Origin of the sequence: Streptomyces sp. NBC_00457, from assembly GCF_036014015.1 — a bacterium.
In the GTDB taxonomy this organism is placed as follows: Bacteria; Actinomycetota; Actinomycetes; order Streptomycetales; family Streptomycetaceae; genus Streptomyces.
On record NZ_CP107905.1, the window covers coordinates 5,157,837 to 5,179,741 of the forward strand.

A 21,905-nucleotide genomic window follows, 5' to 3' on the forward strand; every position below is an offset into this window, starting at 1 on the left:
CCCCGCGCGCCGCTCAGAGGGTCTTACCCGTCGCCGGGCCGACGATCAGTCCGTCCCCGAACGAGTCCACCCGGACGGTGTCGCCGTCCTTGACCTCGCCCGCCAGGATCTCCTTGGCGAGCCGGTCGCCGATCGCGGTCTGGACGAGGCGGCGCAGCGGACGGGCTCCGTAGGCCGGATCCATGCCCTCGTCCGCGAGCCAGGCCAGGGCCTCGTCGGTGACCTCCAGGGTGAGGCGGCGCTCGGCGAGGCGCTTGGTGAGGCGGTCGATCTGGAGCCTGGCGATGCGTTCCAGTTCGGGCTTGGTCAGGGCCGAGAAGACGACCAGGTCGTCGAGGCGGTTCAGGAACTCCGGCTTGAAGGAGGCGCGGACCACCTCGAGCACCTGCTCCTTCTTCTCCGCCTCGGTGATGATCGGGTCGACCAGGAACTGGCTGCCGAGGTTCGAGGTGAGGACCAGGATGGTGTTGCGGAAGTCGACCGTCCGCCCCTGACCGTCCGTCAGACGGCCGTCGTCCAGCACCTGGAGCAGGATGTCGAAGACCTCGGGGTGCGCCTTCTCGACTTCGTCCAGCAGGATGACGCTGTACGGCCGCCGCCGCACCGCCTCCGTGAGCTGGCCGCCCTCCTCGTACCCGACGTAGCCGGGCGGGGCGCCGACCAGCCGGGCCACGCTGTGCTTCTCGCTGTACTCCGACATGTCGATCCGGACCATGGCCCGCTCGTCGTCGAAGAGGAAGTCGGCGAGCGCCTTGGCCAGTTCGGTCTTGCCGACGCCGGTGGGGCCGAGGAAGAGGAACGAGCCGGTCGGGCGGTCCGGGTCGGCGATGCCCGCCCGGCTCCGCCGGACGGCGTCGGACACCGCCCGCACGGCCTCCTGCTGGCCGATGAGGCGCTTGCCCAACTCCTCCTCCATACGCAGGAGTTTCTGCGTCTCGCCCTCCATGAGGCGCCCGGCGGGGATGCCGGTCCAGGCGGCGACGGTGTCGGCGATGTCGTCGGCGCCGACCTCCTCCTTGACCATGGTGTCCTTGGATGCCTCCTCCTCGGCCTGCGAGGCGGCCTCCAAGTCCCGTTCCAGGGTGGGGATCTCGCCGTACAGCAGCTTGGAGGCGGTGTCGAAGTCGCCGTCGCGCTGGGCCCGTTCGGCCTGCCCGCGCAGTTCGTCGAGCTTCTCCTTCAGCTCGCCGACGCGGTTCAGGGACTGCTTCTCCTTCTCCCAGCGGGCGGTCAGGCCCCGCAGCTCCTCCTCCTTGTCGGCGAGATCGCGCCGCAGCCGCTCCAGCCGCTCGCGCGAGGCCGGGTCGGTCTCCTTGACCAGCGCGAGCTCCTCCATCTTCAACCGGTCGACGGCACGCTGGAGTTCGTCGATCTCCAGGGGCGAGGAGTCGATCTCCATGCGCAGCCGGGAGGCGGCCTCGTCGACCAGGTCGATGGCCTTGTCGGGCAGGAAGCGGGAGGTGATGTAGCGGTCGGAGAGGCTGGCCGCCGCGACGAGCGCGCTGTCCGCGATGACGACCTTGTGGTGGGCCTCGTAGCGCCCCTTGAGCCCGCGCAGGATGGCGATGGTGTCCTCGACGCTCGGCTCGGCGACCAGCACCTGCTGGAAGCGGCGCTCCAGCGCCGGGTCCTTCTCGATCCGCTCGCGGTACTCGTCCAGGGTCGTGGCACCGACCATGCGCAGCTCACCGCGGGCGAGCATGGGCTTGAGCATGTTGCCGGCGTCCATCGAGGAGTCCCCGCCGGCGCCGGCGCCCACGACGGTGTGCAGCTCGTCGATGAAGGTGATGACCTGCCCGTCGGAGTCCTTGATCTCCGCGAGGACGGTCTTCAGCCGCTCCTCGAACTCACCGCGGTACTTCGCCCCGGCGACCATGGCGCTGATGTCGAGCGCGACGAGCCGCTTGTTCTTGAGGGACTCGGGCACGTCGCCCTTGATGATCCGCTGGGCGAGCCCCTCGACGACGGCGGTCTTGCCGACGCCGGGCTCACCGATGAGGACGGGGTTGTTCTTGGTCCGCCGGGACAGCACCTGCACGACCCGCCGGATCTCCTGGTCCCGCCCGATGACGGGATCGAGCTTCCCCTCGCGCGCGGCGGCCGTGAAGTCGGTGCCGAACTTCTCGAGTGCCTTGTACTGGCCCTCGGGATCCGGTGTGGTCACGCGTCGCCCTCCCCTCGCTTTCTGGAAGGCCTCCAGCAGCTTCTTCGCACTGGCGCCCTGCTGGGAGAGTACGTCGCCGGCCTGACCTCCCTTCGCGGCGATCCCGACGAGAAAGTGCTCGGTGGAGAGGTACTCGTCCCCCAGCTCCTTGGCCTTGGCCTGCGCGTCCGCGATCACGGCCAGCAGCTCACGGCTGGGCTGCGGCGGCGCGACGGTGGACCCGGTCACGCTGGGCAGCCCGGCGAGGATCTTCTCCGCGCCGGTCCGTACGGCGGCCTGGTCGGCGTCGACGGCGGCGAGCAGGTCGGTGATGTTCTCGTTCTCCTGGCCCGCGAGCAGCGCGAGCAGCAGATGCGCCGGGGTGAGATCGGGGTGTCCCTCTTGCACGGCCCGGTTACTGGCCGCGTTGATGGCGTCCCGGCTCCGGTTGGTCAGCTCGGCGTCCACGTATCCGTTCTCCTCCTAAGCGTCAGCCGTCCACACTGACGTGAGCAACGTACACAAAGTTGAGTCTATTCCACTCAAGGGGGTGTACGGGAGGTTCGGCGGCGGAGTTCAGGCGTCGTGGACATACGTTCGCGGAACGCGTCCGACTCGGCCGGCTCGGGTGATCGCGGTGTTTTCCAGCCACAGACCGACTGGGTGGTTGTCCTGAAATATCCCGTAAAACTGCAGCGGCGTCACCGTGTTCAGGTCACGGTGACGCCGCTGCGGGGGGAAGCACCTGAGCGATCTTGTTACGACGGGGGAATCGCGTCAGGCACTGCGGGGGGTGGCTGGGACGGCCTGTGGGGCGGCCGAGGGCTCGGGCTCGGCCAGCTGGTGGTCACGCTGGTCGAGGTTCACAAAGATCATTCCGTATCGGATGGCACACCTCACCGGCTGCGGCGCCCCCCGGGGACGCCGCAGACACCGGTACGCCCGGACGTCGTCGTCCTCGTCCCGCGTGACGACGACCGGCTCACCGAAGACGGTCACCATCAGCGAGTCACCGCTGTGGGGGATGGCGGTGGCGAGGTCGATGAAGTGCCAGCCGGAGCGGTAGGCGGTCGCCATTTCACGGCGGAAGGAGCGGTCGTCGGGTGGGGTGGTCACGTCATTTCCCCTCGGTGTCAGGCGCGACGGGAACAGCAATCGCCGGCCAGGCACTGTCCGCCCTTACGTCACCCTTCTCACCGGAGAGGCCACTCAGCGCTCCGAAGGCCACAACGGCGGAGAAGGCGACGACAAGAAACGAGCGAAGCATTCTCTTACGCATAGTCGGCTTCGTCCTCACTTGAAGGTCCCTCTTCCCCCGTCGAGTAAGACGATGGCTCATTCAGGCACGTCATGGCCACACTATCGATGCATCATGTTCCTGCATGTTCAGGACCCTGGGGGGTGGAGATTTGGTGATGAATCGGACTAATGCGACGCATCCCCATACTGTGAGCGAGATGTGCGACGAAGGGGGACGCCTCTACGCGAACGCGCTGCGCACGGGACGCATCGCCCGCGCCGATGTGGAGCCCGCTCCTTGTCTGATGGACTTCGCTCTCCTCCATCCCGACCCTGACGATCCGGAGTGGCTGCGCCCCGTACCCCCTGCAGTCGCCCTGGCCCAGCGGCTCAATCCCATCGAGCACGAGATCACGGAACGCAGGCGCCTGTCGATCGAACTGTCCGATGCATTCGAGCCGTTCATGGCGCTCAGTGCCCAGGCGACCACGGCCACCGACTCGATCACAGTGCTGGAGGGCGGAGAACGGATCAACGCGGCACTCAACCTTGCCACGGCCCAGTGCACGTCCGAGATGCTCACAATCCAGCCGAGTGGCAACCGTCCGGAGCGCAGGCTCATGCAGGGGCTGGAGCGGGACCGGGAGCTGATCGAACGTGGTGTGAGGATTCGTACCCTCTATCAGCACACGGCACGCTACAGCCCGGAGAAGCTGGCCTATACGTCCCAACTGTCCAACGGCAAGGCGGAGTACCGCACCATCGACGAACTGGTCGAGCGGCTGATCATCTGCGATGAGGCAGTCGCCTTCATTCCCGCGCGCGACGACCAGCAGGTGGCTCTGGAACTCCGGCACCCCGGCCTGGTCCGCTACCTGATCAAGCTCTTCGAGTTCCTGTGGGACCGCGCGGTACCGCTGAGCACGGGCGCCCCATACGAAACGGCCTCCGACGGCATCACGGAGATCCAGCACTCCATCGCCAAGCTCCTCGTCGAAGGGCATGTCGACGAGGCCATAGCGCGCCGCCTGGGCATGAACGTACGTACTTGCCGGGCCCACATAGCCAAGCTGGCCACCTCCCTCGGCAGCGGAAGCCGCGCTCAACTCGGCTTTCTCATAGCGCAGTCGGGGATCCTGAAGCAGGACCAATCGGCACCGGGAGGAGACCGCCACCCGTGACGGCGCACACCCACGGAGCGGAGGAGCTGTGCGACGCGGGCCTGGACCTGTACGCCCATGCCCTGCGGGAGGGGCGGGTGGGTGCCGAAGCCGTGGAAGGGACGCCGTGCCTGGTCGACCTGGGACTCCTGCAGCCGGACGCCGAGGATCTGCGGTGGCTGCAACCCGTCGCACCGGCCCATGCCCTGCACCGGCTGCTTCGGACCGTCGAGGACCGCATCGCCGACGAGCGGCGGCTCGAGGAGCGGCTGACCTCCGTGTTCCTGCCTCTGATGCGCATCGACGGCCGGCATACGGCAGCAGCGGGCACACCGACGATCACGGTGCTCAACGGCACGGAGCAGATCAACCGCGCCATCACCCAGGCCATGGCCGACGCGCGCCAGGAAGCGCTTTGCGTCCAGCCTCACGCCGGTCTTCTCGGTGAGCGCGGCGAGTCGGCCCGGCTCGTGGCCCTGGCCCGCGACCAGGCTCTGCTGGACCGTGGCGGCCGGTCCCGGACCCTCTACCAGCACACCCTTCGCCATGTGCCCGCCATCGTCGGCTACCACGAGCTGCTGCATGGTGATGACGAGGCCCGCTCCCTGGACGAGATCACCGACCGCCTCGTCATTCTCGACCGCACGGTGGCCTTCATCCCCGCCAACCCCGACGGCACCCTCGCCCTGGAGATCCGCCACCCCGCGATCGTCGGCTACCTCGCCACCACCTTCGACCGCCTCTGGCGCCTCGCCACCCCCATGTACCCCGAAGCCGTCCAACGCCCCACCCTCGACGGCATCACCCCCCGCCAACGAGCCATCGCAAGCCTCCTCGTCGAAGGCCACACGGATGCCGTCATCGCGGAACGCCTCGGCATGAACATCCGCACCGCCCGCGTGCACATCGCCAAACTCGCTGCCACCCTCGGCAGTGACAGCCGGGCCCAACTCGGTTACCTCATCGGACAGTCGGGGATTCTTGACCGGGAACAATGAGGGGGCGGGACGGGCCATCGAGCCCCACCTGGGCGATACGGACGCCCAACTGCGTACGGCTGGCCGCGCCCAGCGTCTCCGACAGACGCGCGATGTGGGCACGGCAGGTGCGGACGCTGATCCCCAGCCGCTCGGCGATCACCGCGTCCTGATGGCCCTCAGCCAGCAGCGCCGCGATGGACTGCTCACGGTGTGAGATGCCTTCGATGCCCGTGTCGGGCAGTGCGGCGGTCACGGGGATCGCCAGGCGCCAGAGCCGTTCGAAGACCGTCACCAAGTACTGGACCAGCGCCGGATGACGCAGCTCCAACGCCAGCGTGCGGTCCGCGTTCGCCGGGATGAAGGCCACCGTGCGGTCGAAGAGGATCAGTCGGTCGATGACCTCGTCGAGGGTCCTGGCCTCCACCGCGTCGCCCATCAGCTCCAGGTAGTTGAGCAGGCCCTGGCCGTGCCGGGCGACGTGGGTGTACAGGTCCCGCATACGCACGCCCCGGCCGCGCAGGGCCAGGGCGCGATGGAGGCCCTCCGTCAGTTCGTGTTCGGGGCGGATGCCGCCCGGTTGCACGGTCAGCACTTCCGACGTACACGCCTCGGTCGCCTCGTCCATGGCGGCCTGGATGCGGGAGAGGCCGTCGAGGACCCGGATCGAGGTGCCCTCGGCGGGCACCGACGAAAGGCGCGGGCCGAGTCCGGCGAACCGCTCCACGGCTGCCACCACCGACCCGACCCGCCGCTGGCTCGCGCTGACCTCGTCGTACACCCCGCGCAGCAGCCGGGTCATGACCTCCTGCGGGGAGGTGGGGACCAGCCAGTCCATGTCGTCGGGGTCCGGATGCAGCAGGGCGAGTTCGAGCAGGCACGGCACCGGCTCCGCGTCCTGACGCCGCACGCGGCCCCGCCGTACGGCCCGGGAATACACGCGATCCCCCGCGTCGCACAGTCGGTCAGCACCGTGTGGATGCTCGTCCGTCCCGTGCCCGGCCATCGCCCATCCCACCCCCGGTTCAGCCTCTTTGCAGCGCAACTATGAAGGGACCGGACCTGCTCCGCAACACAGCCCGGATCGGATGCCGCCACCCGTCTACACAACTTCAGGCCCGATAGAGCTTCCCAATTACAACACTGTGCACTTTTTATCCACCCCTCACCATCAGGCATGAGCACATCATGAGGCTATCTACACACGCCCAGGCAATACATGGTTGATCAACCGGGAACGCCGGTCACACGCGGCCTGACCACGACGGGGATGAGCCGTGGCGTCACGCCTGCCAACCTGGCTCAACGAAAAGCAGTGGGCGCGGCGTTGCTCCGCCGCACCCACTCTCACGATCGCAGTCCACCTCAGCAAAGGAGTCTTCATGCGAAAGCGTGCAGGCATAGTAGTGGGTCTCATGGCCGTTTCCACCTTCGTGGTCGGAGTTCCGACCGCGGAAGCGAAGGTGTGCGCCTACAACAGCTGCTCCTATGCCATCAACGGCTGGAAGGCAGCCAAGATCTGTGACGGCGACAGCGACGGCAACTACGTCGAGAGCAACTACTACCGCGACAGCGGCAGCCACGGAACCGTTGCGGAGCACAGCGGCGTGGGCCACTGCAACGCGAGCGGTAACAGCACCAACCTTGTCTACCGTCACCAGGCCCACCAGATCCGCGACTTCGCTCCGGACGCCTGGTCCAGCTTCGAGTACCGCTACTAGAAACTGACGGCGGTGGTGCAGGGTGTCAGGCTCTGCACCACCGCCGTTCGCGGGTTTCGTGACCCCAGGAACCGGAGATGCCGTATGCCCCCCACACCCACTGGCGTTCACGCCCAGGATCTGCACTACATGATCGCCACTCGAGTGATCCTGGATTCGCTGACACTGCACATCGACCGCGGTGAAAGCGTGGCCATCACAGGCCCCAGTGGATGCGGCAAGAGCACCCTGCTCAGCTGTCTCGCGGGGCTCACGCCCCCCGACCGAGGCACCGTCACCGTCGACGGCCAGGAAGTCACCGCGCTCTCACCGGGGCGCAGAGCCGCTGTCCGCCTCAGCACCATCGGAATGGTCTATCAGTTCGGTGAGCTGCTCCCGGAGCTGAGCCCGCTTGAGAACGTCGCCCTTCCCGCACTCATGGCCGGCGTCCCCACAGCCGAGACGTACGCCTGGGCGGAAGTGCTCCTCAAGGATCTGGGGGTCGCCTCCGTAGCAGCCACCGAGTGCGGGGCGCTCTCGGGCGGCGAGCGCCAGCGCGTCGCGGTAGCCAGGGCCCTGATCGGGAAGCCGCGCGTCATACTCGCCGACGAGCCCACCGGAGCACTCGACAGCGAGACCTCCGACACCGTCGCTGACCTGTTGTTCCGCCTTCCCGCATCCCACGGCTGCGCTCTCGTTGTCGTCACCCACAACCCGGACGTCGCCTCTCGGGCCGACCGCGTTCTCGCCATGCGTGAAGGGCGGCTGCACACCGTCCACGAGACCAACGGTGCGGTGAATCAGCGATGACGATGCCTTCTGACACCAGGACCGTAGATACGTCGTCTCGGACCAAGTCTCCGGGCCGTACGGCCGCAGGGCGAGGGGGCCGTCTCCGAGTTGCGCTGGCCGTTGGCCATCGCGCAGGCAAGGGCAGCGGCGGCGGACTGCACAAGGCATCACTGGCCTGCGCTGCGTTCCTCGCACTACTGACCTTGTGGGTCTCGGCTGCGGCTCACACCGTGCATGCCGAGCGGAACCAGCGGATGACCGCACGCAATCCCATCCCGGTGGCCCAGGGCGACACTGATTCCGCAGTGGCACGGTGGTGGGAGCGGCCGGACACAGTCGGCGACCGCAGTGTCTCCGTGATCTTCGTCCGCGAGACGCGCCCTGGCACACCGCCCCCTCCAGGGCTTGATCGATGGCCCAAGCGCGGCGAGACGTTCCTCTCTCCATCGCTCCTGCCGCGGCTCCGGAGATGGAGCACCGATACGGATCGTTCGCCGGGACCATCGGGCAGAACGGTCTTGCCGACGCCGCCGAGCTCGTTGCCTACGTCAACCCCTCGCAGTCGGCGTTCTTCAAGCAGGTCTTCGAGCCGAACTCGTATGTCCGCGGTTTCGGCAACCCGAATCAGGCCATGTTCTTCGTGAGCAGCCATCAGTTCGACCGGGGAGTGGCCGAGCTGGACCTGCTCATCCTGCTCATGGCGGCCCTCCCGACAGCAGCCCTGATTCTTGTGGCCGTGCGCAGTCGAGCCGACACCCGGGACCGCCGTCTCGCACTCCTCGAAGCGCTGGGGGCGCCCACCCGCGTGCGTGCCCTGGTTCTGGCAGGCGAGTCGTGGAAACCCGTCGCACTCGCGGTGATCGCGGCGTCTGCCGCCATCACCGCCCTGTCGTGGACGTCACCCACGCTGCCGTTCACGGGCTATCAAGTCTGGTCGCACGACCTGAGAGCAGCCCTGCCCAAGCTGCCGGTCCTGAGCCTGGGCGTCCTCGTCTGTCTGATCCTGCTCACAGTCCTGGCGGGGATCCGCAGGCCCCGCCGAACCGGCACCAGGCCGACCCGCCAACGCAGCCGAACGGCTCGCTGGCCGCACACCCTGTTCATACTTGGGCTGGCCGTCGCGGCCTGGGGGTCCGAACACCGCCAGGTGGAGGGAAGGTTCGGATTCGTCGCCGGGTCCGTCGTCGCGCTGATCGCACTTCCCTACTCGGCCTCACACCTCGCACGTGTGCTTGGCCGCCGTCTCGCTGAACGAGGCGGCGCCAAGGGCGATCCCGTACGTATCGTCGCCGGCCGGTGGCTCGCCGCGCGCCCGGCGACTCTGGCACGCCTCAGCGCCGCACTCGTGGTCGGCCTCGGACTTGTGACCATCGGCCAGGTTCTGACAACGCAGTTCACCGGCCCTGCAGCCGAAGCACGGGACCGCTACCAGGCATCCGGAGCCGAACTCGTGCAGGTGCGTTCCCGAGACATTCCAGCGACCGCCGCCGCCTTCACGACCGCCCTGGGCCACGATGAGGTCCTGCAGTACTCACCAGAGCCGGGCACATCGGCCAATACTCCGAAAACGCGGCTCACCGGTACGTGCAAGAGCCTCCGTGCCCTCGGACAGGTGGCCTCCTGTCCGTCCACACCTAAATCCCCGGAAAGCGTCTTCACCCAACTCACCCCTGCGGGTGCGAACGTGCTGCGTGACGGCGACCTGGTCAGCGCCCCCATCGCCTCGGTCTGCACCTGCGAGGCACCGACGCACGGCGACAAGGCCCTCTACGGCTTCCTGGTGCGCAACTCAAACGGCGATGAAGGGCTCAGCCGAATCAAGCGGGCCGCATTCCAGCACCTGTTCGGTCCCATGACCGCCCTGCCCGGTCAGTCGTGGTACCTGGGATCAGCTGCCCAGGCCGCCCAGACGCGTTGGCTGCTCGACGTCGCCCTGATCGGGCTTGCGGCCCTCGCCGCTGCGGGCGCCCTGGGTGCCGCAGGAATCTTCCTGGAACAGGCGAGGGCGCTCGGTCCGCTGTCCGCCTTCCGTACCGACCGCCGGTTCTACAGCGGCATCGCCGCCTGGAACATGGCGATCCCACTGAGCGTGGTCGGAGCCGTGGGGGCCGTAGTGGCAGCCCTTCCCGGAGGTTTGCTGATCAACCTCGGCAAGGGCGGCTGGATGTCACTGCCGCTTCTTCTGGTGGGCCTGGTCGTGGTGGCTCTGGCGGGCACAGTGGTTGCCCTGGCCTGTGGCAGCGTCGCCGCTCGCCACGCAGTCGCCTGGCGGCCCCGCGGTGACTAACTCCTGATTCGGCTTGCCACCGGGCTAGCGCCTCCCTACGTGCGCGGCGAACTCCCCCCACGTCTCCGCCGCAAGCCGGAGTATCGGACCGTCCGAGTCCTTGGAGTCCCGTACGGCGACGGTGCCGGATATGTTGCGGGCGACTTCGACGCACTCCTGGCCGGCATCTCCGCCGCTGTAGCTGGACTTGACGAACTCGAACTCGGTCACCGGGCCTACAACTCCTTGCGAATGGTCTCGATCAGGTCGACGGCGTTGCGCTCCGCCAGCCCAACCCGCGCGATGCGGTCGAAGGTCCGGCCGTGGCGGGCGGCGTCCTCCTGGCTCTCCAACCAGAGAGTAGAAGAAGGTACGTCCATGTGTACGACATCCAGCGCTGCAGGCTCGGCGAACGAGATGATGCTGAATGCCCCGATCATGCCCGGGTTGGCGCCCGCCAAGAACGGCACGACCTGGATCGTCACCGTGCTCAGAACGGCCAGTTCGAGCAGATGCCCCAGCTGTTGCCGCATCACGTCACGGCCACCGACGAGCTGACGCAGCGCCCCCTCGTGGATCACGGCCCACAGCTCCAGCGGGCGCTCCGATCGCAGTCGCGCCTGGCGGGCAAGCCTCGCTTCCACAAAGGGCTCGATATCGCTCGGACCCTCCCACGAACCGGCGCCCACCGCCACAGCACGCGCATAGTCCGGCGTCTGCAACAACCCAGGGATGAAGGCGAGTTGCCAGGTACGAATGCTGGTGGCGATGTCCTCCAGAGCAACGTACTCGACCATGGCAGAGAGCTGCGGGTACTGATTCCACCATCCCTTGGCCTTGCGCCTCTCTCGATCGGTGCGCGCCAGCGCCAAAAGCCGCTCGATCGCGACTTCGTCGGTCTCGCCGTACAGGTGGCACAGCGCACGGATGTCCGGATCCCGCATGGGCACGCCGCCACGCTCCATCTTGGCGACCTTGGACACAGACGCCGCCAGCACTTCAGCGGCATGAGGCTGGCGCATTCCGCATGCCTCACGCATACGCAGCAACTCACCCCCCAGTCGGCGCGCGAGCACTGTTGACACGATCTTGCCGCGATCAGGGTCCCGGTCCCTGCCTGTCATCCCGTCTCTCCCGCCTTTGAGTTGGCCACAGCCCGCGGCGACACCGTACTACAAGCAAGCCAGTTCGAGTACATCTTTCTGGCAAGCGACTTGCTGGCCTCCCATCGCAAGCACTACCGTCAGTACTCAATCGCCCACACAGCGACACCAGTTGGCGGAAGCGCACCATGCTGCCCACCCCAGGGCCGTAAGGCGAAGCCACCTCCCCCACCCTCCTGGCGTCCACCCCGGGCACTCCGCCCCCGCACAAGGAGGTGCGCCCCCGTGACCGACTCCTGTCCTCCCCACCACTCCAAAAGCCCCAAGCCGTACGACCGTTACGACGCCGTCAGCTACACCCCGTTCCCGCGTAACATCGCCCTCGCCCGCAGACACGTCGCCCAACTCACCGTCGACTGGGGCCACCCCGGCGCGGCGGGCGACGCAGCGCTGCTGGCCAGCGAGTTGTGCACGAACGCCCTGCTGCACGGGTGTCTACCGGACCGCCTGTTTCAGGTCGAGACGTCCCTCACGGCCACTGCCCTGCGCGTCGCCGTGACCGACCCGCGAAGCGAGCGGCTCCCGTACTCCCGCCCCTCCACCACCGATGACCAGTTCGGCCGGGGGCTGCTCATCGTCCGCGCGCTCGCCGACCGCTGGTCCGTGGAGACGCTCACCGTGGGCAAGACGGTCTGGGCGGAGCTGGACCTTCGAGGTGTGGCGGATGCGTAGTCTGCTCGGCCGTCTGCGAAGGTGCCGCAGCGGTACCTTGGCCGCACGGCGAAAGGAGACGCACATGGCGATCGAGTGGCAGGACGCGGTGACCGAGGCCCAGGAAGCCACCGGGTTCAGCGGAGAGGTCGTCCCGCACACCGTCGACGGAATCGGATCCGCCCTGCGACTCGACCACCGCGCCGATTTCTACACGGAGCTGGGCGCCCTGGCCGACTCCGGCGGCTTCGACGCGTTCCTCAACCACTGGTGGACCCAGGCACTCGCCGACTCGGCGGTGGACGAGGACGCACGCGAGCAAGCGATCGACTTCGCCGACGTTGCCGTATCCCTGTACGCACGAGCCGCGGGCGGCCCCACGACCACCCAGGCCGAGATCGAAGCCCTCGTTACGGGAGCGGAAGCCTCTTGAGCTACACCATCATCTGGGAAAGGTCCGCTTCCGACGGCCTCAAGCGACTCAGGACCCGTGACGGAGACGCCGTGAAGCCGCTCCTCAAAGCGATCAACGCGCTCGCCGGAGATCCGGAGCCAGCCACGAGTAGCAAGCTCGGCGGCACCAGCCTGCGGAGGTTACGCGTCGGCGTCTACCGTGCCACCTACGAGATCGACGGCTCCACGGTATCGATCAAGATCCTCATGGTCGGCAGCACCCCTCTCTGACCACAGCAAAGACACGGGCTGCCTTCAGGGCCGCCCGGAGCGCGATTCGCCGCGTGAGCTGCCCGAAATCACCGGGTGATCGCCGCGTTACGTACCGCCCTTAACGTCCAGTCATGGCGGACATATTTGACGCGTACGCGTTGGCCGATGCGTGGGACGAGATGTTTGTGCGGCCGGGTGAGGTCAGGACCGCCTATGAGCCGGTGCTGGCGGCTCTGCAGCCGATCGAGCCGAGTGAGCTGCGTTTCCGGGCGGACCAGATGGCCCGGGCGTTCACCGACCGTGGGGTGACCTACGCCTTCGCGGGCGAGGAACGGCCCTGGCCGCTGGATCTCGTGCCCAGGATCCTCGACGCCCTGGAATGGGATCTCATCCAGCGCGGGGTGGCCCAGCGCGTGCGCGCCCTGGAGGCCTACCTCTCCGATGCCTACGGGCACTGCCGCGCCTTCGAGGACGGTGTGGTGCCCTGGCGGCTGCTGCTCAACTCCGCCCATTTCCACCGGGCGGCCCACGGGGTCGAACCACCCGGCGGGGTGCGCATCCACGTCGCCGGCATCGACCTCGTACGGGACGAGGCCGGGGACTTCCGGGTGCTCGAGGACAATGTGCGGGTCCCGAGCGGGGTGTCGTACGTCATCGAGAACCGCAGGGCGATGACCCGGATCTTCCCCTCGCTCTTCACGGAGCAGCATGTGCTGCCGGTGGACGGGTACGCGCAGCGGCTGCTCGCCTCGCTGCGGGCCGCGGCACCCGGCGGCACGGTCGACCCCCGGGTCGTCGTCCTCACCCCCGGTCCCAGCAACGCCGCCTACTTCGAGCACGCCCTGCTCGCCCGGCTGATGGGGGTTCAGCTGGTCGAGGGGCACGACCTGGTCTGCCGGAACAACCGGATCTGGATGCGGACCACGCGTGGCGAGGTGCCCGTCCATGTCGTATACCGGCGGCTCGACGACGACTTCCTCGATCCGCTGCACTTCCGGCCCGATTCGGTGATCGGCTGCCCCGGCATCCTGAGCGCCGCCACGGCAGGCAATGTCACACTCGCGAACGCCGTGGGGAATGGGATTGCGGATGACAAGCTGCTCTACACCTACGTCCCTGATCTGATCCGCTACTACCTCTCCGAGGAACCGATTCTCCCCAATGTCGAGTCCTACCGGCCCGACGAGCCCGGCCAGTTGGAGGCCGTCCTCGATCAGATCGACCAGCTGGTCGTGAAGCCGGTCGACGGCGCGGGCGGGATGGGCATCGTCATCGGGCCGAAGGCCGACGCCGAGACCCTGGAGCGGACCCGGCAGGCCGTCGCCGCCGACCCCCGCGGCTGGATCGCGCAGCGGCCGGTCGCCCTGTCCACCTCCCCCACCCTCGCGGGCGAGCGGATGGCGCCGCGCCACATCGACCTCCGCCCCTTCGCCGTCAACGACGGCAACGACATCTGGGTGCTCCCCGGCGGCCTCACCCGGGTCGCCCTCCAGGAGGGCAACCTGATCGTCAACTCCAGCCAGGGCGGCGGCTCCAAGGACACCTGGGTGCTGGCCGAGGGCCCTGCCGAAGGGCCCGCCCCGGCGCCCGCCGGCGGCCTCCCGGAGGTCGCACCCCGCCAGCTCGGACCCGACGGCTCCCCCACCGTCGTACAGGAAGGGGCGCAGCAGTGAACGATGTGATCCTGTCCCGGATAGCCGAGGCGCTGACCTGGACCGGCCGCTATGTCGAGCGGGCGGACGCCACCGGGCGCATCCTCGACGCATATCTGCACCGCATGCTGGAGGACCCCTGGCGCGACGAGGACGCGGCCTGCCGGTCGCTGTACGCGATCCTCGGCGTCGACGCGGGCGACGAGCGCGTGGACATGCAGCAGGTCCTCGACCAGCTGGCGTTCGACGCCCACTCGACCTGCTCCATCGAGGGCGCGCTGGGCGCTGCCAGGCTGAACGCGCGCAGCGCGCGGGAGGCGGTCTCCTCCGAGATGTGGGAGTGCCTCAACGCGACCTGGCACGCGCTCGGCGAACAGCGGCGCGCGGCCCGCCGTACCGGCCCGTACGCCTATCTGGAGCTGGTCCGCAGCCGGGCCGCCCTCTTCTTCGGCCTCGCCGACTCCACCATGAGCCGGGACGACAGCTGGCGTTTCGTCGTGCTGGGCCGGAGCCTGGAGCGGGTGGACATGACGGTGCGGCTGCTGTCCGTGCGTGTGCTGGACGCCGCCCACGCCCCGGACTGGACGACGCTGCTGAGCGCGAGCGGCGCTGACGAGGCGTACGCGCGCGTGCACACCGGTTTCGGCGACAGCCCGCGGGTCGCCGAGTTCCTGCTCCTGGACCGGGCCTTCCCGCGCTCGGCGCTGCACGCGCTGACCACGGCCGAGGAGTGCCTGACGGCGCTGGGCCGCCCCCGCCAGGACCCGGCACGCCGCCCGATCGGCCGGATACGCACCCGCCTGGAGTATCTGGACTCCCATGCCCTGGAAGAGCAACTACCCCTGTTGCTGACCGACTTGCGGCAGTCCTGCATGGCCTCCGCCGAAGCGGTGGCGGAGCGGTTCTTCCCGTACCAGGGGCCCGTCGAGTGGGCCCAGGAAGGAGCGTGAGCATGACCCGCCGCCTCCGCATCAAGCACATCACCAAGGTCTCGTACGCCCAGCCGGCCGCCTCGTCCCACAACGAGGTCCGCATGACCCCGCTGACGCTGCCGGGACAGACCACCCTGGATGCCCGGGTCAGCATCGCCCCGGCGACGGCGACCTGGTCGTACTGGGACTACTGGGGCACCCAGGTGACCGGCTTCGACCTCATGGACCCGCACGCCGACGTCACGATCACGGCGTCGAGCCTCGTCGAGACGGCCCCGGCGGCCCCCCTGCCCGAGGCCCCCGACTGGACCGGGATAGCGGCGCGCACCGCCAACTCCCGCCTCCTCGAATTCGCGAACGCAACCAGTCGTACGACCGTCCCGGCGGAGCTGGTGGAGCGGGCGAGGGAGGTTTCCGCCGGCCTGGACCCGCACGGGACGGCGATCGCGGTGTCCGGGCTGGTCGCCGACCACGTCTCCTACATCCCCGGCGCCACCGGCGTGACCACCTCGGCCGCCGAGGCCTGGGAGCAGGGCGCTGGCGTCTGCCAGGACATCGCCCACGTCACCATCGCCCTCCTGCGCGCCCTCGGCCTGCCCACCCGCTACGTCTCCGGCTACCTCCACCCCGTACGCGAGGCCGAACTGCACCGTCCCGTGGAGGGACAGAGCCACGCCTGGGTCGAGTACTGGGCAGGCGACTGGTGCGGCTACGACCCCACGAACCGCACCAGGCCCGACGAGTCCCACGTGGTCGTGGGCCGGGGCCGCGACTACGACGACGTGACGCCGCACAAGGGCATCTACCGGGGTGTGGCGGGCGGGCCGCCGGAGGTGACGGTGGAGTTCACCAGGGTGGGATGAGCCGGCGGGTCCGCCAAGGGGAGGGCCGGGTGTTCCGGCCCTCCGCCCGGGATCACCCCAGGTTGAGCTCGTCGCACGCGCTCTTGAGCTTGCTCGTGCAGATGTCCGACAGCTGGTAGATGTCGTCGGCGATGATCGTGTCCTTGATGTTCTTCTTCGTCAGGGCGACGACAGGGACGAGCTGAGCGGGGATGTCCTTGTTCGTCGGGCTGTCGACCTTGTCACGGGTGAGGGCGTCGAACTGGATGTCCCTGCCCTGGATCTTGGCGACTGCCATCTCGGCCGCGGCCTCGGCCTCCTGCGGGTACGACTTGTAGACGCTCATGTACTGCTCGCCGCTGATGATCCGCTGCACGGCGCCCAGTTCGGCGTCCTGCCCGGTGATCGGCGGCATGTCGGTGACGCCCGCGGCCTTCAGGGCGTCGACGATGCCGCCGGCCATGCCGTCGTTGGCGGAGTAGACACCGGCGATGTTGTCCACGCCGATCTTGGCGATGGCCTGCTCCATGTTGGCCTCGGCGTTCTTCGGATCCCAGTCCTTGGTGTCGAAGGACTCCTCGATGTCCACCTTGCCGGTCAGCTCGTCGAGCGCGCCCGCCTTGAACTGCTTGGCGTTCGGGTCGGTGGGCGAGCCGTTCATCATGACGATCTTCTTCGAGACGTCCTCGCCGTTGCCCAGCGCCTCGACGAGGGTGCGGCCCTGGACCTCGCCGACCAGCGAGTTGTCGAAGGAGATGTACGCGTCGATCGGGCCCTCGGCCAGCCGGTCGTAGGCGATGACCGGGATACCGGCATCCTTGGCCTTCTTCACACCGTCCGCGATGGCGTGCGAGTCGACCGCGTCCAGCAGGATCACATCGACCCCGTCGTCGATCATCTTCTGCAGCTGGTCCGCCTGCTTGGCGGCGCTCGCGTCGGCGTTGTCGTAGTCGACCTTGCCCTGCTTCCGGGTGAGGGACTCGACCTTCTTCTTGATGATCGGGTAGTCGAAGTTCTCGTAGCGGGAGTTCGCCCGCTCGGGCAGCAGCAGCCCCACGGTGATGTCGTTGCCCTTGGTCGGGCTCGCGTCACTGGCCTCGCCTGATGCGTTGAGCACGCCGCAGGAGGCGAGCGACAGGGTCATCGTGGACGCGGCCAGAGCTATGGCGGTACGACGCATGAAGGGGCTCACTTCTGGTGTCTTCCGGACGTGGGCGCAGCATTGCGACCCAGGTGACTGAAAAGCCAACGCGCCCGCGCCCGCCCGCGTCAAGCGGAACTACTTAACGAGATGACAACATCACCCTCCGTTTGACCTGTGAAGAACCGAAAGATTCGCCTCCAAACCCCCTTTACGGACCCTCCATTCGACGCACCCCGAGCAGTGATCGAGATCCGTACAACCAACGCCATACCTCGCGAGTCGTGATCAGGGCAGCTCTTTTCCGTCGCTCTGATCCCGACCCGAGGACCGAATGAACTCAGCCAGACGCACGACGACCGCGACCGCCGTCGCGCTCGCCACCGCCGGCGGCCTGCTCTCCACCATCGCCACCACCCCCGCCTCCGCCGCCGTCAGCTGCACTTCCCCCGTCTTCAAACGGCAGTTCTTCGCAAACACCACCTTTTCGGGCACTCCGAAGAAGACGGACTGCGACACCACCATCGACCAGAAGTGGTCCGGCGCCCCCACCTCGGGCCTGCCGAGCAACAACTTCGGCGTCCGCTGGACGGTGACCAGAGACTTCGGCTCCGGCGGCCCGTTCGCCCTCAACGCCTCCGCCCTGGACGGCATCCGCGTGTACGTCGACGGCGTCCGCAAGATCGACCTGTGGAAGAACACCTCCACGACCGTCTCCAAGGCCGTCAACCTCACCATCCCGTCCGGCAAGCACAGCATCCGCGTCGACTACGTCAACTGGACCGGCAGCGCGAGCGTCAAGTTCGCCTACACACCCCGCACGTCCGCGACCGTCGACAAGGTCAAGCCCCTCACCCCGACCGGCACTTCGCTGTCGTACGACCAGGCCACCGGCAAGGCCAAGCTCACCTGGGCCAAGAACAAGGAGATGGACCTCGCCGGATACCGGGTCTACCGGCGCCTGAAGGGGAGTTCGTACCCGGGCACGCCGCTCGCGACGACCACTTCGACGTCGTACACGAACTCCCCGCCCCCGACCGGTGACACCTACTACTACGAGGTCCGCGCGGTCGACAAGGCGGGCAACGTCTCGACGGGCACCGCCGACCAGCCGGTCACCACCGTCGACAGCACGGCCCCCGGCGCGCCGAAGAGTCTCGTGGCGAAGTCGACCAAGGCGGCCAACTCTCTTTCCTGGCAGGCTGTTTCCGGCGCCACCTCGTACGAGGTGTACCGCGCGTCGAACGCCGATGGCCCCTTCACCCGCATCGCGGTGACCGGTTCGGCGGCGTACGACGACAAGGACGCGACGGCCGACGTGCCCTTCGCCTACAAGGTGCGGGCGCTGGACGCGGCCGGGAACATCTCGGTGTTCTCCGCTGTCGTGTGGGCGACCCGGGACACGGTGGCGCCGGCGGTGCCGCAGGGGGTCGACGTCGTCGCGGAGGACGAGGACGGAGTGACGCTCACCTGGCAGAGCATCGGCAGCGACGCCGCCGCCTACCGCGTCTACCGATCCACGTCGTCCCAGTCCTACGGCACGCTTGTCGGCACGACGCAGACGGTCACCTACCGGGACACCACCGGCGTGGCGGGGGAAACGTACATCTACGTGGTGACGGCCGTGGACGCGGCCGGCAACGAGTCCCACGCCGGGGCCCGCGTCCCCGGCACCAGGACGGTCGGTCCGAGCAGCGCGCCCGGGGCTCCGGGCCTCAGCATCCTCGCGGACGCCGGCAGCGACCGGATCAGCCTGGTCTGGAACCAGAGCGGCGCGGTTCCCGTGTCCGGCTACACGGTGTACCGCTCCCGCACGACGCCGGTGGACACGACCAACGCCTCGAACGTGTACGCCACGACCACCGCCAGGTCGTACGAGATGACGGCGACCGCCGACGATCGGACCTACTACTACGCGGTGGTCGCCACCTCGACATACGGCATCCGCTCGGCCCCCTCGAACTCCGTGCTGCCTCCCGCGGGCGGGGGCCAGGTCGAGACCCGGCCGCCCGGGCCCACCGAGGTGTACGAGGTCGTGCCAGGCGACGGACAAGTCCGGCTGACCTGGGCCATCGTGGCGTCCCCCAATGGCCAGTCCCCGGTCACCGGCTACCGCGTGTACCGCTCGACCAGCCCCGGCGTCACCAAGGAGAACGCCGAGGCGACCTACGACACCGCCGACCACCGCCACACCGACACCGGACTGACCAACGGCACGACGTACTACTACGCCGTCGCCACGCTCAACCAGGCCGGCCTGGAGTCCGCGCTGTCTCCCGAGGTCTCTGCCACACCCGGAACCTGAACTCCCCGAAGGACCCGATGAACCACGCCAGACGCACGACGGCGGTCACCGCGACCGCCGTCGTGCTCACCACCGCGGGCGGCCTCCTCGCCGCGACCGCGGCCCCGGCCACTGCGGCCGTGAGCTGCACTTCCCCCGTCTTCAAGCGCCAGTTCTTCGCGAACACCACGTTCTCCGGCACGGCGAAGAAGACCGACTGTGACCCGGCGATCGACCAGAACTGGGGCACGGGCGCCCCCGCCACCGGCCTGCCGAGCAACAACTTCGGCGTCCGCTGGACGGTGACGAGGGACTTCGGCTCCGGCGGCCCGTTCGCCCTCAACGCCTCCGCCCTGGACGGCATCCGCGTGTACGTCGACGGCGTCCGCAAGATCGACCTGTGGAAGAACGTGTCGTCGACGGTCACCAAGGCCGTCAACCTCACGATCCCGTCCGGCAAGCACAGCATCCGCGTCGACTACGTCAACTGGACCGGCAGCGCGAGCGTCAAGTTCGCCTACACGCCCCGCACGTCCGCGACCGTCGACAAGGTCAAGCCCCTCACCCCGACCGGCACTTCGCTGTCGTACGACCAGGCCACCGGCAAGGCCAAGCTCACCTGGGCCAAGAACAAGGAGATGGACCTCGCCGGATACCGCGTCTACCGCCGCCTCAAGGGTGCGTCGTTCGGCAGCACTCCGCTGAAGACGACCACGTCGACGTCGTACACCGACAGCACCCTTCCGGTGACCGGTGACACGTACTACTACGAGGTCCGCGCCTACGACAAGGCGGGCAACGAGTCGGCCGGTACGGCGGACAAGGCCGTCGTCACCGCCGACCGCACGGCCCCCGGCGCGCCCACCGACCTGGCGGAAACCTCCGTGGCGGACGGACTCCGGCTCGACTGGACCGCGGTCACCGGAGCGGCGTCGTACCGCGTGTACCGGGCGCCGATCTGGAGCACCTCGTACGTCAAGGTCGGGGACGCGAACGAGGCCTCGTACCGGGACACTTCGGCGGTCGAGGGAAGCTCCTACACCTACCGGGTGACCGCCCTGGACGCGGCGGGCAACGAGTCCGTCCGCTCCGCCGCCGTCGAGGCGACCCGCTATGACCGGACCCCGCCGCCCGCGGTGACCGGGCTGACGGTCACACCGACCGGGTACGGCTTCACGCTGAGCTGGGACCCCAACCCGGCGCCCGACCTCGGGCGGTACCTCGTCTACCGGGGTGAACTCGTGGGCGACGAGGAGGAGAAGGTCTGCTCCGTGCACGAGGTGGAGTGGCTGTTCGCCGACACCACGTCGTACGAGTACGCGACCCTGCCGGACGGCGAGGAGGCGTGCTTCTTCGTGGACGCGTACGACGACAACTGGCTCTCCAGCTGGAAGTGGACCGGCGAGGCCGACATCGTGGTGGAGACGGAACTCGACGTCACGCCGAGTGTGGCGACGCCGGAGGGCTCCCCGCTGGAACTGGAAGCGGTGGCACCGGAGGGCGACGGGGGCAACTCCCTGACCTGGACCGGGCTCGGCGCATCCGCCCCCGAGGCGGCCGGCGGCTACCGCGTCCACCGCTGGAACCCGGCCACGTCGGCATACGAGAAGATCGCCGACCTCGGCAACAGCGACACGTCCTTCATCGACACGGGCGCGAAGCGCGGCACGACGTCCTTCTACTGGGTGACGGCCGTCGCCGCCGACGGCACGGAGACCGCCCCCGCGGGGGCTTACGCGATCACCACGCCGACCGCCTGAGACACGACCCCGCCTCACAGCAAAGGGGCCCGCATACCGACAGTGCGGTCGGCATGCGGGCCCCTCGAGCGTGTTGAGCCCGCCTACTGCTCGGACGACCGCTTCGGCCGCCACACCACCAGCGCACTGGTCTGCTGCACTTCCTGGTACGGCACCAGATCGCGGCGGTACGACGCGTGCACCGCCGCCTCGCGCTGCTGCATCGCCGCCGCGGCGCCGTCCAGGGCCGCCTGGAGTTCCGCGACGCGGGACTGCAGGGCGGCGACCTGGTTCTCCAGTTCGATGATGCGCTTGATGCCGGCGAGGTTGATGCCCTCGTCCTGTGACAACTGCTGCACGGTGCGGAGCAGTTCGATGTCGCGCGCCGAGTAGCGGCGGCCCCGGCCGGCGGTGCGGTCCGGGGAGACCAGGCCCAGGCGGTCGTACTGACGCAGCGTCTGCGGGTGCAGGCCGGACAGCTGGGCCGCCACCGAGATGACGTAGACCGGGGTCTCCTCGGTCAGTTCATACGGGTTGCGTCGACGGCCGTCCATCTCC

Annotated in this window: 20 protein-coding genes; 13 read left to right on the forward strand and 7 right to left on the reverse strand. The window is 68.5% G+C overall.

Annotated features, from left to right (window positions below):
* Window positions 1-13: 13 nt before the first annotated feature.
* Together clpB and OG828_RS23425 are read right to left on the reverse strand one after the other, a co-directional pair.
* Window positions 14-2,611 carry an ATP-dependent chaperone ClpB gene (gene clpB, locus OG828_RS23420; protein WP_328502220.1) on the reverse strand — a complete coding sequence of 866 codons (2,598 nt, stop codon included), beginning with the start codon at window positions 2,609-2,611 and terminating at the stop codon, window positions 14-16.
* A gap of 309 nt (window positions 2,612-2,920) precedes the next feature.
* The gene (locus OG828_RS23425; RefSeq protein ID WP_210579881.1) at window positions 2,921-3,259 is read right to left on the reverse strand and encodes a hypothetical protein; all 339 of its coding nucleotides are present in this window, start codon (window positions 3,257-3,259) and stop codon (window positions 2,921-2,923) included.
* A gap of 266 nt (window positions 3,260-3,525) precedes the next feature.
* Here OG828_RS23425 and OG828_RS23430 point away from each other — a divergent pair, with 266 nt between their 5' ends.
* Both OG828_RS23430 and OG828_RS23435 read left to right on the forward strand, forming a co-directional pair.
* Window positions 3,526-4,563, forward strand: a complete 1,038-nt coding sequence (locus tag OG828_RS23430; protein ID WP_328502221.1) for a helix-turn-helix transcriptional regulator — start codon at window positions 3,526-3,528, stop codon at window positions 4,561-4,563.
* Window positions 4,560-5,540 carry a helix-turn-helix transcriptional regulator gene (locus tag OG828_RS23435; protein WP_328502222.1) on the forward strand — a complete coding sequence of 327 codons (981 nt, stop codon included), beginning with the start codon at window positions 4,560-4,562 and terminating at the stop codon, window positions 5,538-5,540. The genes OG828_RS23430 and OG828_RS23435 overlap by 4 nt, the downstream gene beginning before the upstream one ends.
* Here OG828_RS23435 and OG828_RS23440 read toward each other — a convergent pair.
* Window positions 5,503-6,525 (reverse strand): helix-turn-helix transcriptional regulator, encoded by a 1,023-nt coding sequence (locus OG828_RS23440; RefSeq protein ID WP_210579868.1) that lies wholly within the window; start codon window positions 6,523-6,525, stop codon window positions 5,503-5,505. The two genes, OG828_RS23435 and OG828_RS23440, sit on opposite strands and share 38 nt — an antisense overlap.
* A gap of 409 nt (window positions 6,526-6,934) precedes the next feature.
* Here OG828_RS23440 and OG828_RS23445 point away from each other — a divergent pair, with 409 nt between their 5' ends.
* From OG828_RS23445 to OG828_RS23455, 3 genes are all read left to right on the forward strand, one after another.
* Window positions 6,935-7,240 carry a hypothetical protein gene (locus OG828_RS23445; protein WP_328502223.1) on the forward strand — a complete coding sequence of 102 codons (306 nt, stop codon included), beginning with the start codon at window positions 6,935-6,937 and terminating at the stop codon, window positions 7,238-7,240.
* A 129-nt stretch (window positions 7,241-7,369) separates the two neighbouring features.
* Entirely contained in the window at window positions 7,370-8,029 is a 660-nt protein-coding gene (locus OG828_RS23450) for an ABC transporter ATP-binding protein (RefSeq protein WP_328502224.1), read from the forward strand.
* A 451-nt stretch (window positions 8,030-8,480) separates the two neighbouring features.
* Window positions 8,481-10,298, forward strand: coding sequence for an FtsX-like permease family protein (locus tag OG828_RS23455; RefSeq protein WP_328502225.1), 1,818 nt, complete (start codon window positions 8,481-8,483; stop codon window positions 10,296-10,298).
* Between the two features lie 24 nt (window positions 10,299-10,322).
* Here the strand turns inward: OG828_RS23455 and OG828_RS23460 are convergent, their stop codons facing one another.
* Window positions 10,323-10,508, reverse strand: a complete 186-nt coding sequence (locus tag OG828_RS23460; RefSeq protein ID WP_328502226.1) for a DUF397 domain-containing protein — start codon at window positions 10,506-10,508, stop codon at window positions 10,323-10,325.
* A gap of 5 nt (window positions 10,509-10,513) precedes the next feature.
* Entirely contained in the window at window positions 10,514-11,401 is an 888-nt protein-coding gene (locus OG828_RS23465) for a helix-turn-helix domain-containing protein (protein WP_328502227.1), read from the reverse strand.
* A gap of 264 nt (window positions 11,402-11,665) precedes the next feature.
* Here OG828_RS23465 and OG828_RS23470 point away from each other — a divergent pair, with 264 nt between their 5' ends.
* The 6 genes from OG828_RS23470 (at window position 11,666) to OG828_RS23495 (ending at window position 16,204) form a co-directional block, all read left to right on the forward strand.
* Complete coding sequence (locus tag OG828_RS23470) at window positions 11,666-12,112, forward strand: ATP-binding protein (protein WP_328502228.1); 447 nt, start codon at window positions 11,666-11,668, stop codon at window positions 12,110-12,112.
* 64 nt (window positions 12,113-12,176) lie between these two features.
* The gene (locus tag OG828_RS23475) at window positions 12,177-12,524 is read left to right on the forward strand and encodes a hypothetical protein (RefSeq protein ID WP_328502229.1); all 348 of its coding nucleotides are present in this window, start codon (window positions 12,177-12,179) and stop codon (window positions 12,522-12,524) included.
* Window positions 12,521-12,775 (forward strand): type II toxin-antitoxin system RelE family toxin, encoded by a 255-nt coding sequence (locus OG828_RS23480; protein ID WP_328502230.1) that lies wholly within the window; start codon window positions 12,521-12,523, stop codon window positions 12,773-12,775. The genes OG828_RS23475 and OG828_RS23480 overlap by 4 nt, the downstream gene beginning before the upstream one ends.
* Window positions 12,776-12,888: 113 nt before the next feature.
* Window positions 12,889-14,430, forward strand: coding sequence for a circularly permuted type 2 ATP-grasp protein (locus tag OG828_RS23485; protein ID WP_328502231.1), 1,542 nt, complete (start codon window positions 12,889-12,891; stop codon window positions 14,428-14,430).
* Window positions 14,427-15,359 carry an alpha-E domain-containing protein gene (locus tag OG828_RS23490; RefSeq protein WP_328439489.1) on the forward strand — a complete coding sequence of 311 codons (933 nt, stop codon included), beginning with the start codon at window positions 14,427-14,429 and terminating at the stop codon, window positions 15,357-15,359. The genes OG828_RS23485 and OG828_RS23490 overlap by 4 nt, the downstream gene beginning before the upstream one ends.
* Window positions 15,360-15,361: 2 nt before the next feature.
* Window positions 15,362-16,204: a transglutaminase family protein gene (locus OG828_RS23495; RefSeq protein WP_328360126.1), complete on the forward strand. Its 843-nt coding sequence runs from the start codon at window positions 15,362-15,364 to the stop codon at window positions 16,202-16,204.
* 52 nt (window positions 16,205-16,256) lie between these two features.
* On the opposite strand, the gene OG828_RS23500 is transcribed toward OG828_RS23495, so the two are convergent.
* Window positions 16,257-17,363 (reverse strand): sugar ABC transporter substrate-binding protein, encoded by a 1,107-nt coding sequence (locus OG828_RS23500; RefSeq protein ID WP_328360129.1) that lies wholly within the window; start codon window positions 17,361-17,363, stop codon window positions 16,257-16,259.
* Window positions 17,364-17,658: 295 nt separating this feature from the next.
* On the opposite strand from OG828_RS23500, the gene OG828_RS23505 reads away from it, so the two are divergent.
* Both OG828_RS23505 and OG828_RS23510 read left to right on the forward strand, forming a co-directional pair.
* Window positions 17,659-19,629, forward strand: coding sequence for a fibronectin type III domain-containing protein (locus tag OG828_RS23505; protein ID WP_328502232.1), 1,971 nt, complete (start codon window positions 17,659-17,661; stop codon window positions 19,627-19,629).
* Window positions 19,630-19,646: 17 nt separating this feature from the next.
* Window positions 19,647-21,368, forward strand: coding sequence for a fibronectin type III domain-containing protein (locus tag OG828_RS23510; RefSeq protein WP_328502233.1), 1,722 nt, complete (start codon window positions 19,647-19,649; stop codon window positions 21,366-21,368).
* A gap of 83 nt (window positions 21,369-21,451) precedes the next feature.
* Here OG828_RS23510 and OG828_RS23515 read toward each other — a convergent pair whose 3' ends face one another.
* Window positions 21,452-21,901: a heat shock protein transcriptional repressor HspR gene (locus OG828_RS23515; RefSeq protein ID WP_328360135.1), complete on the reverse strand. Its 450-nt coding sequence runs from the start codon at window positions 21,899-21,901 to the stop codon at window positions 21,452-21,454.
* Window positions 21,902-21,905: the final 4 nt, after the last annotated feature.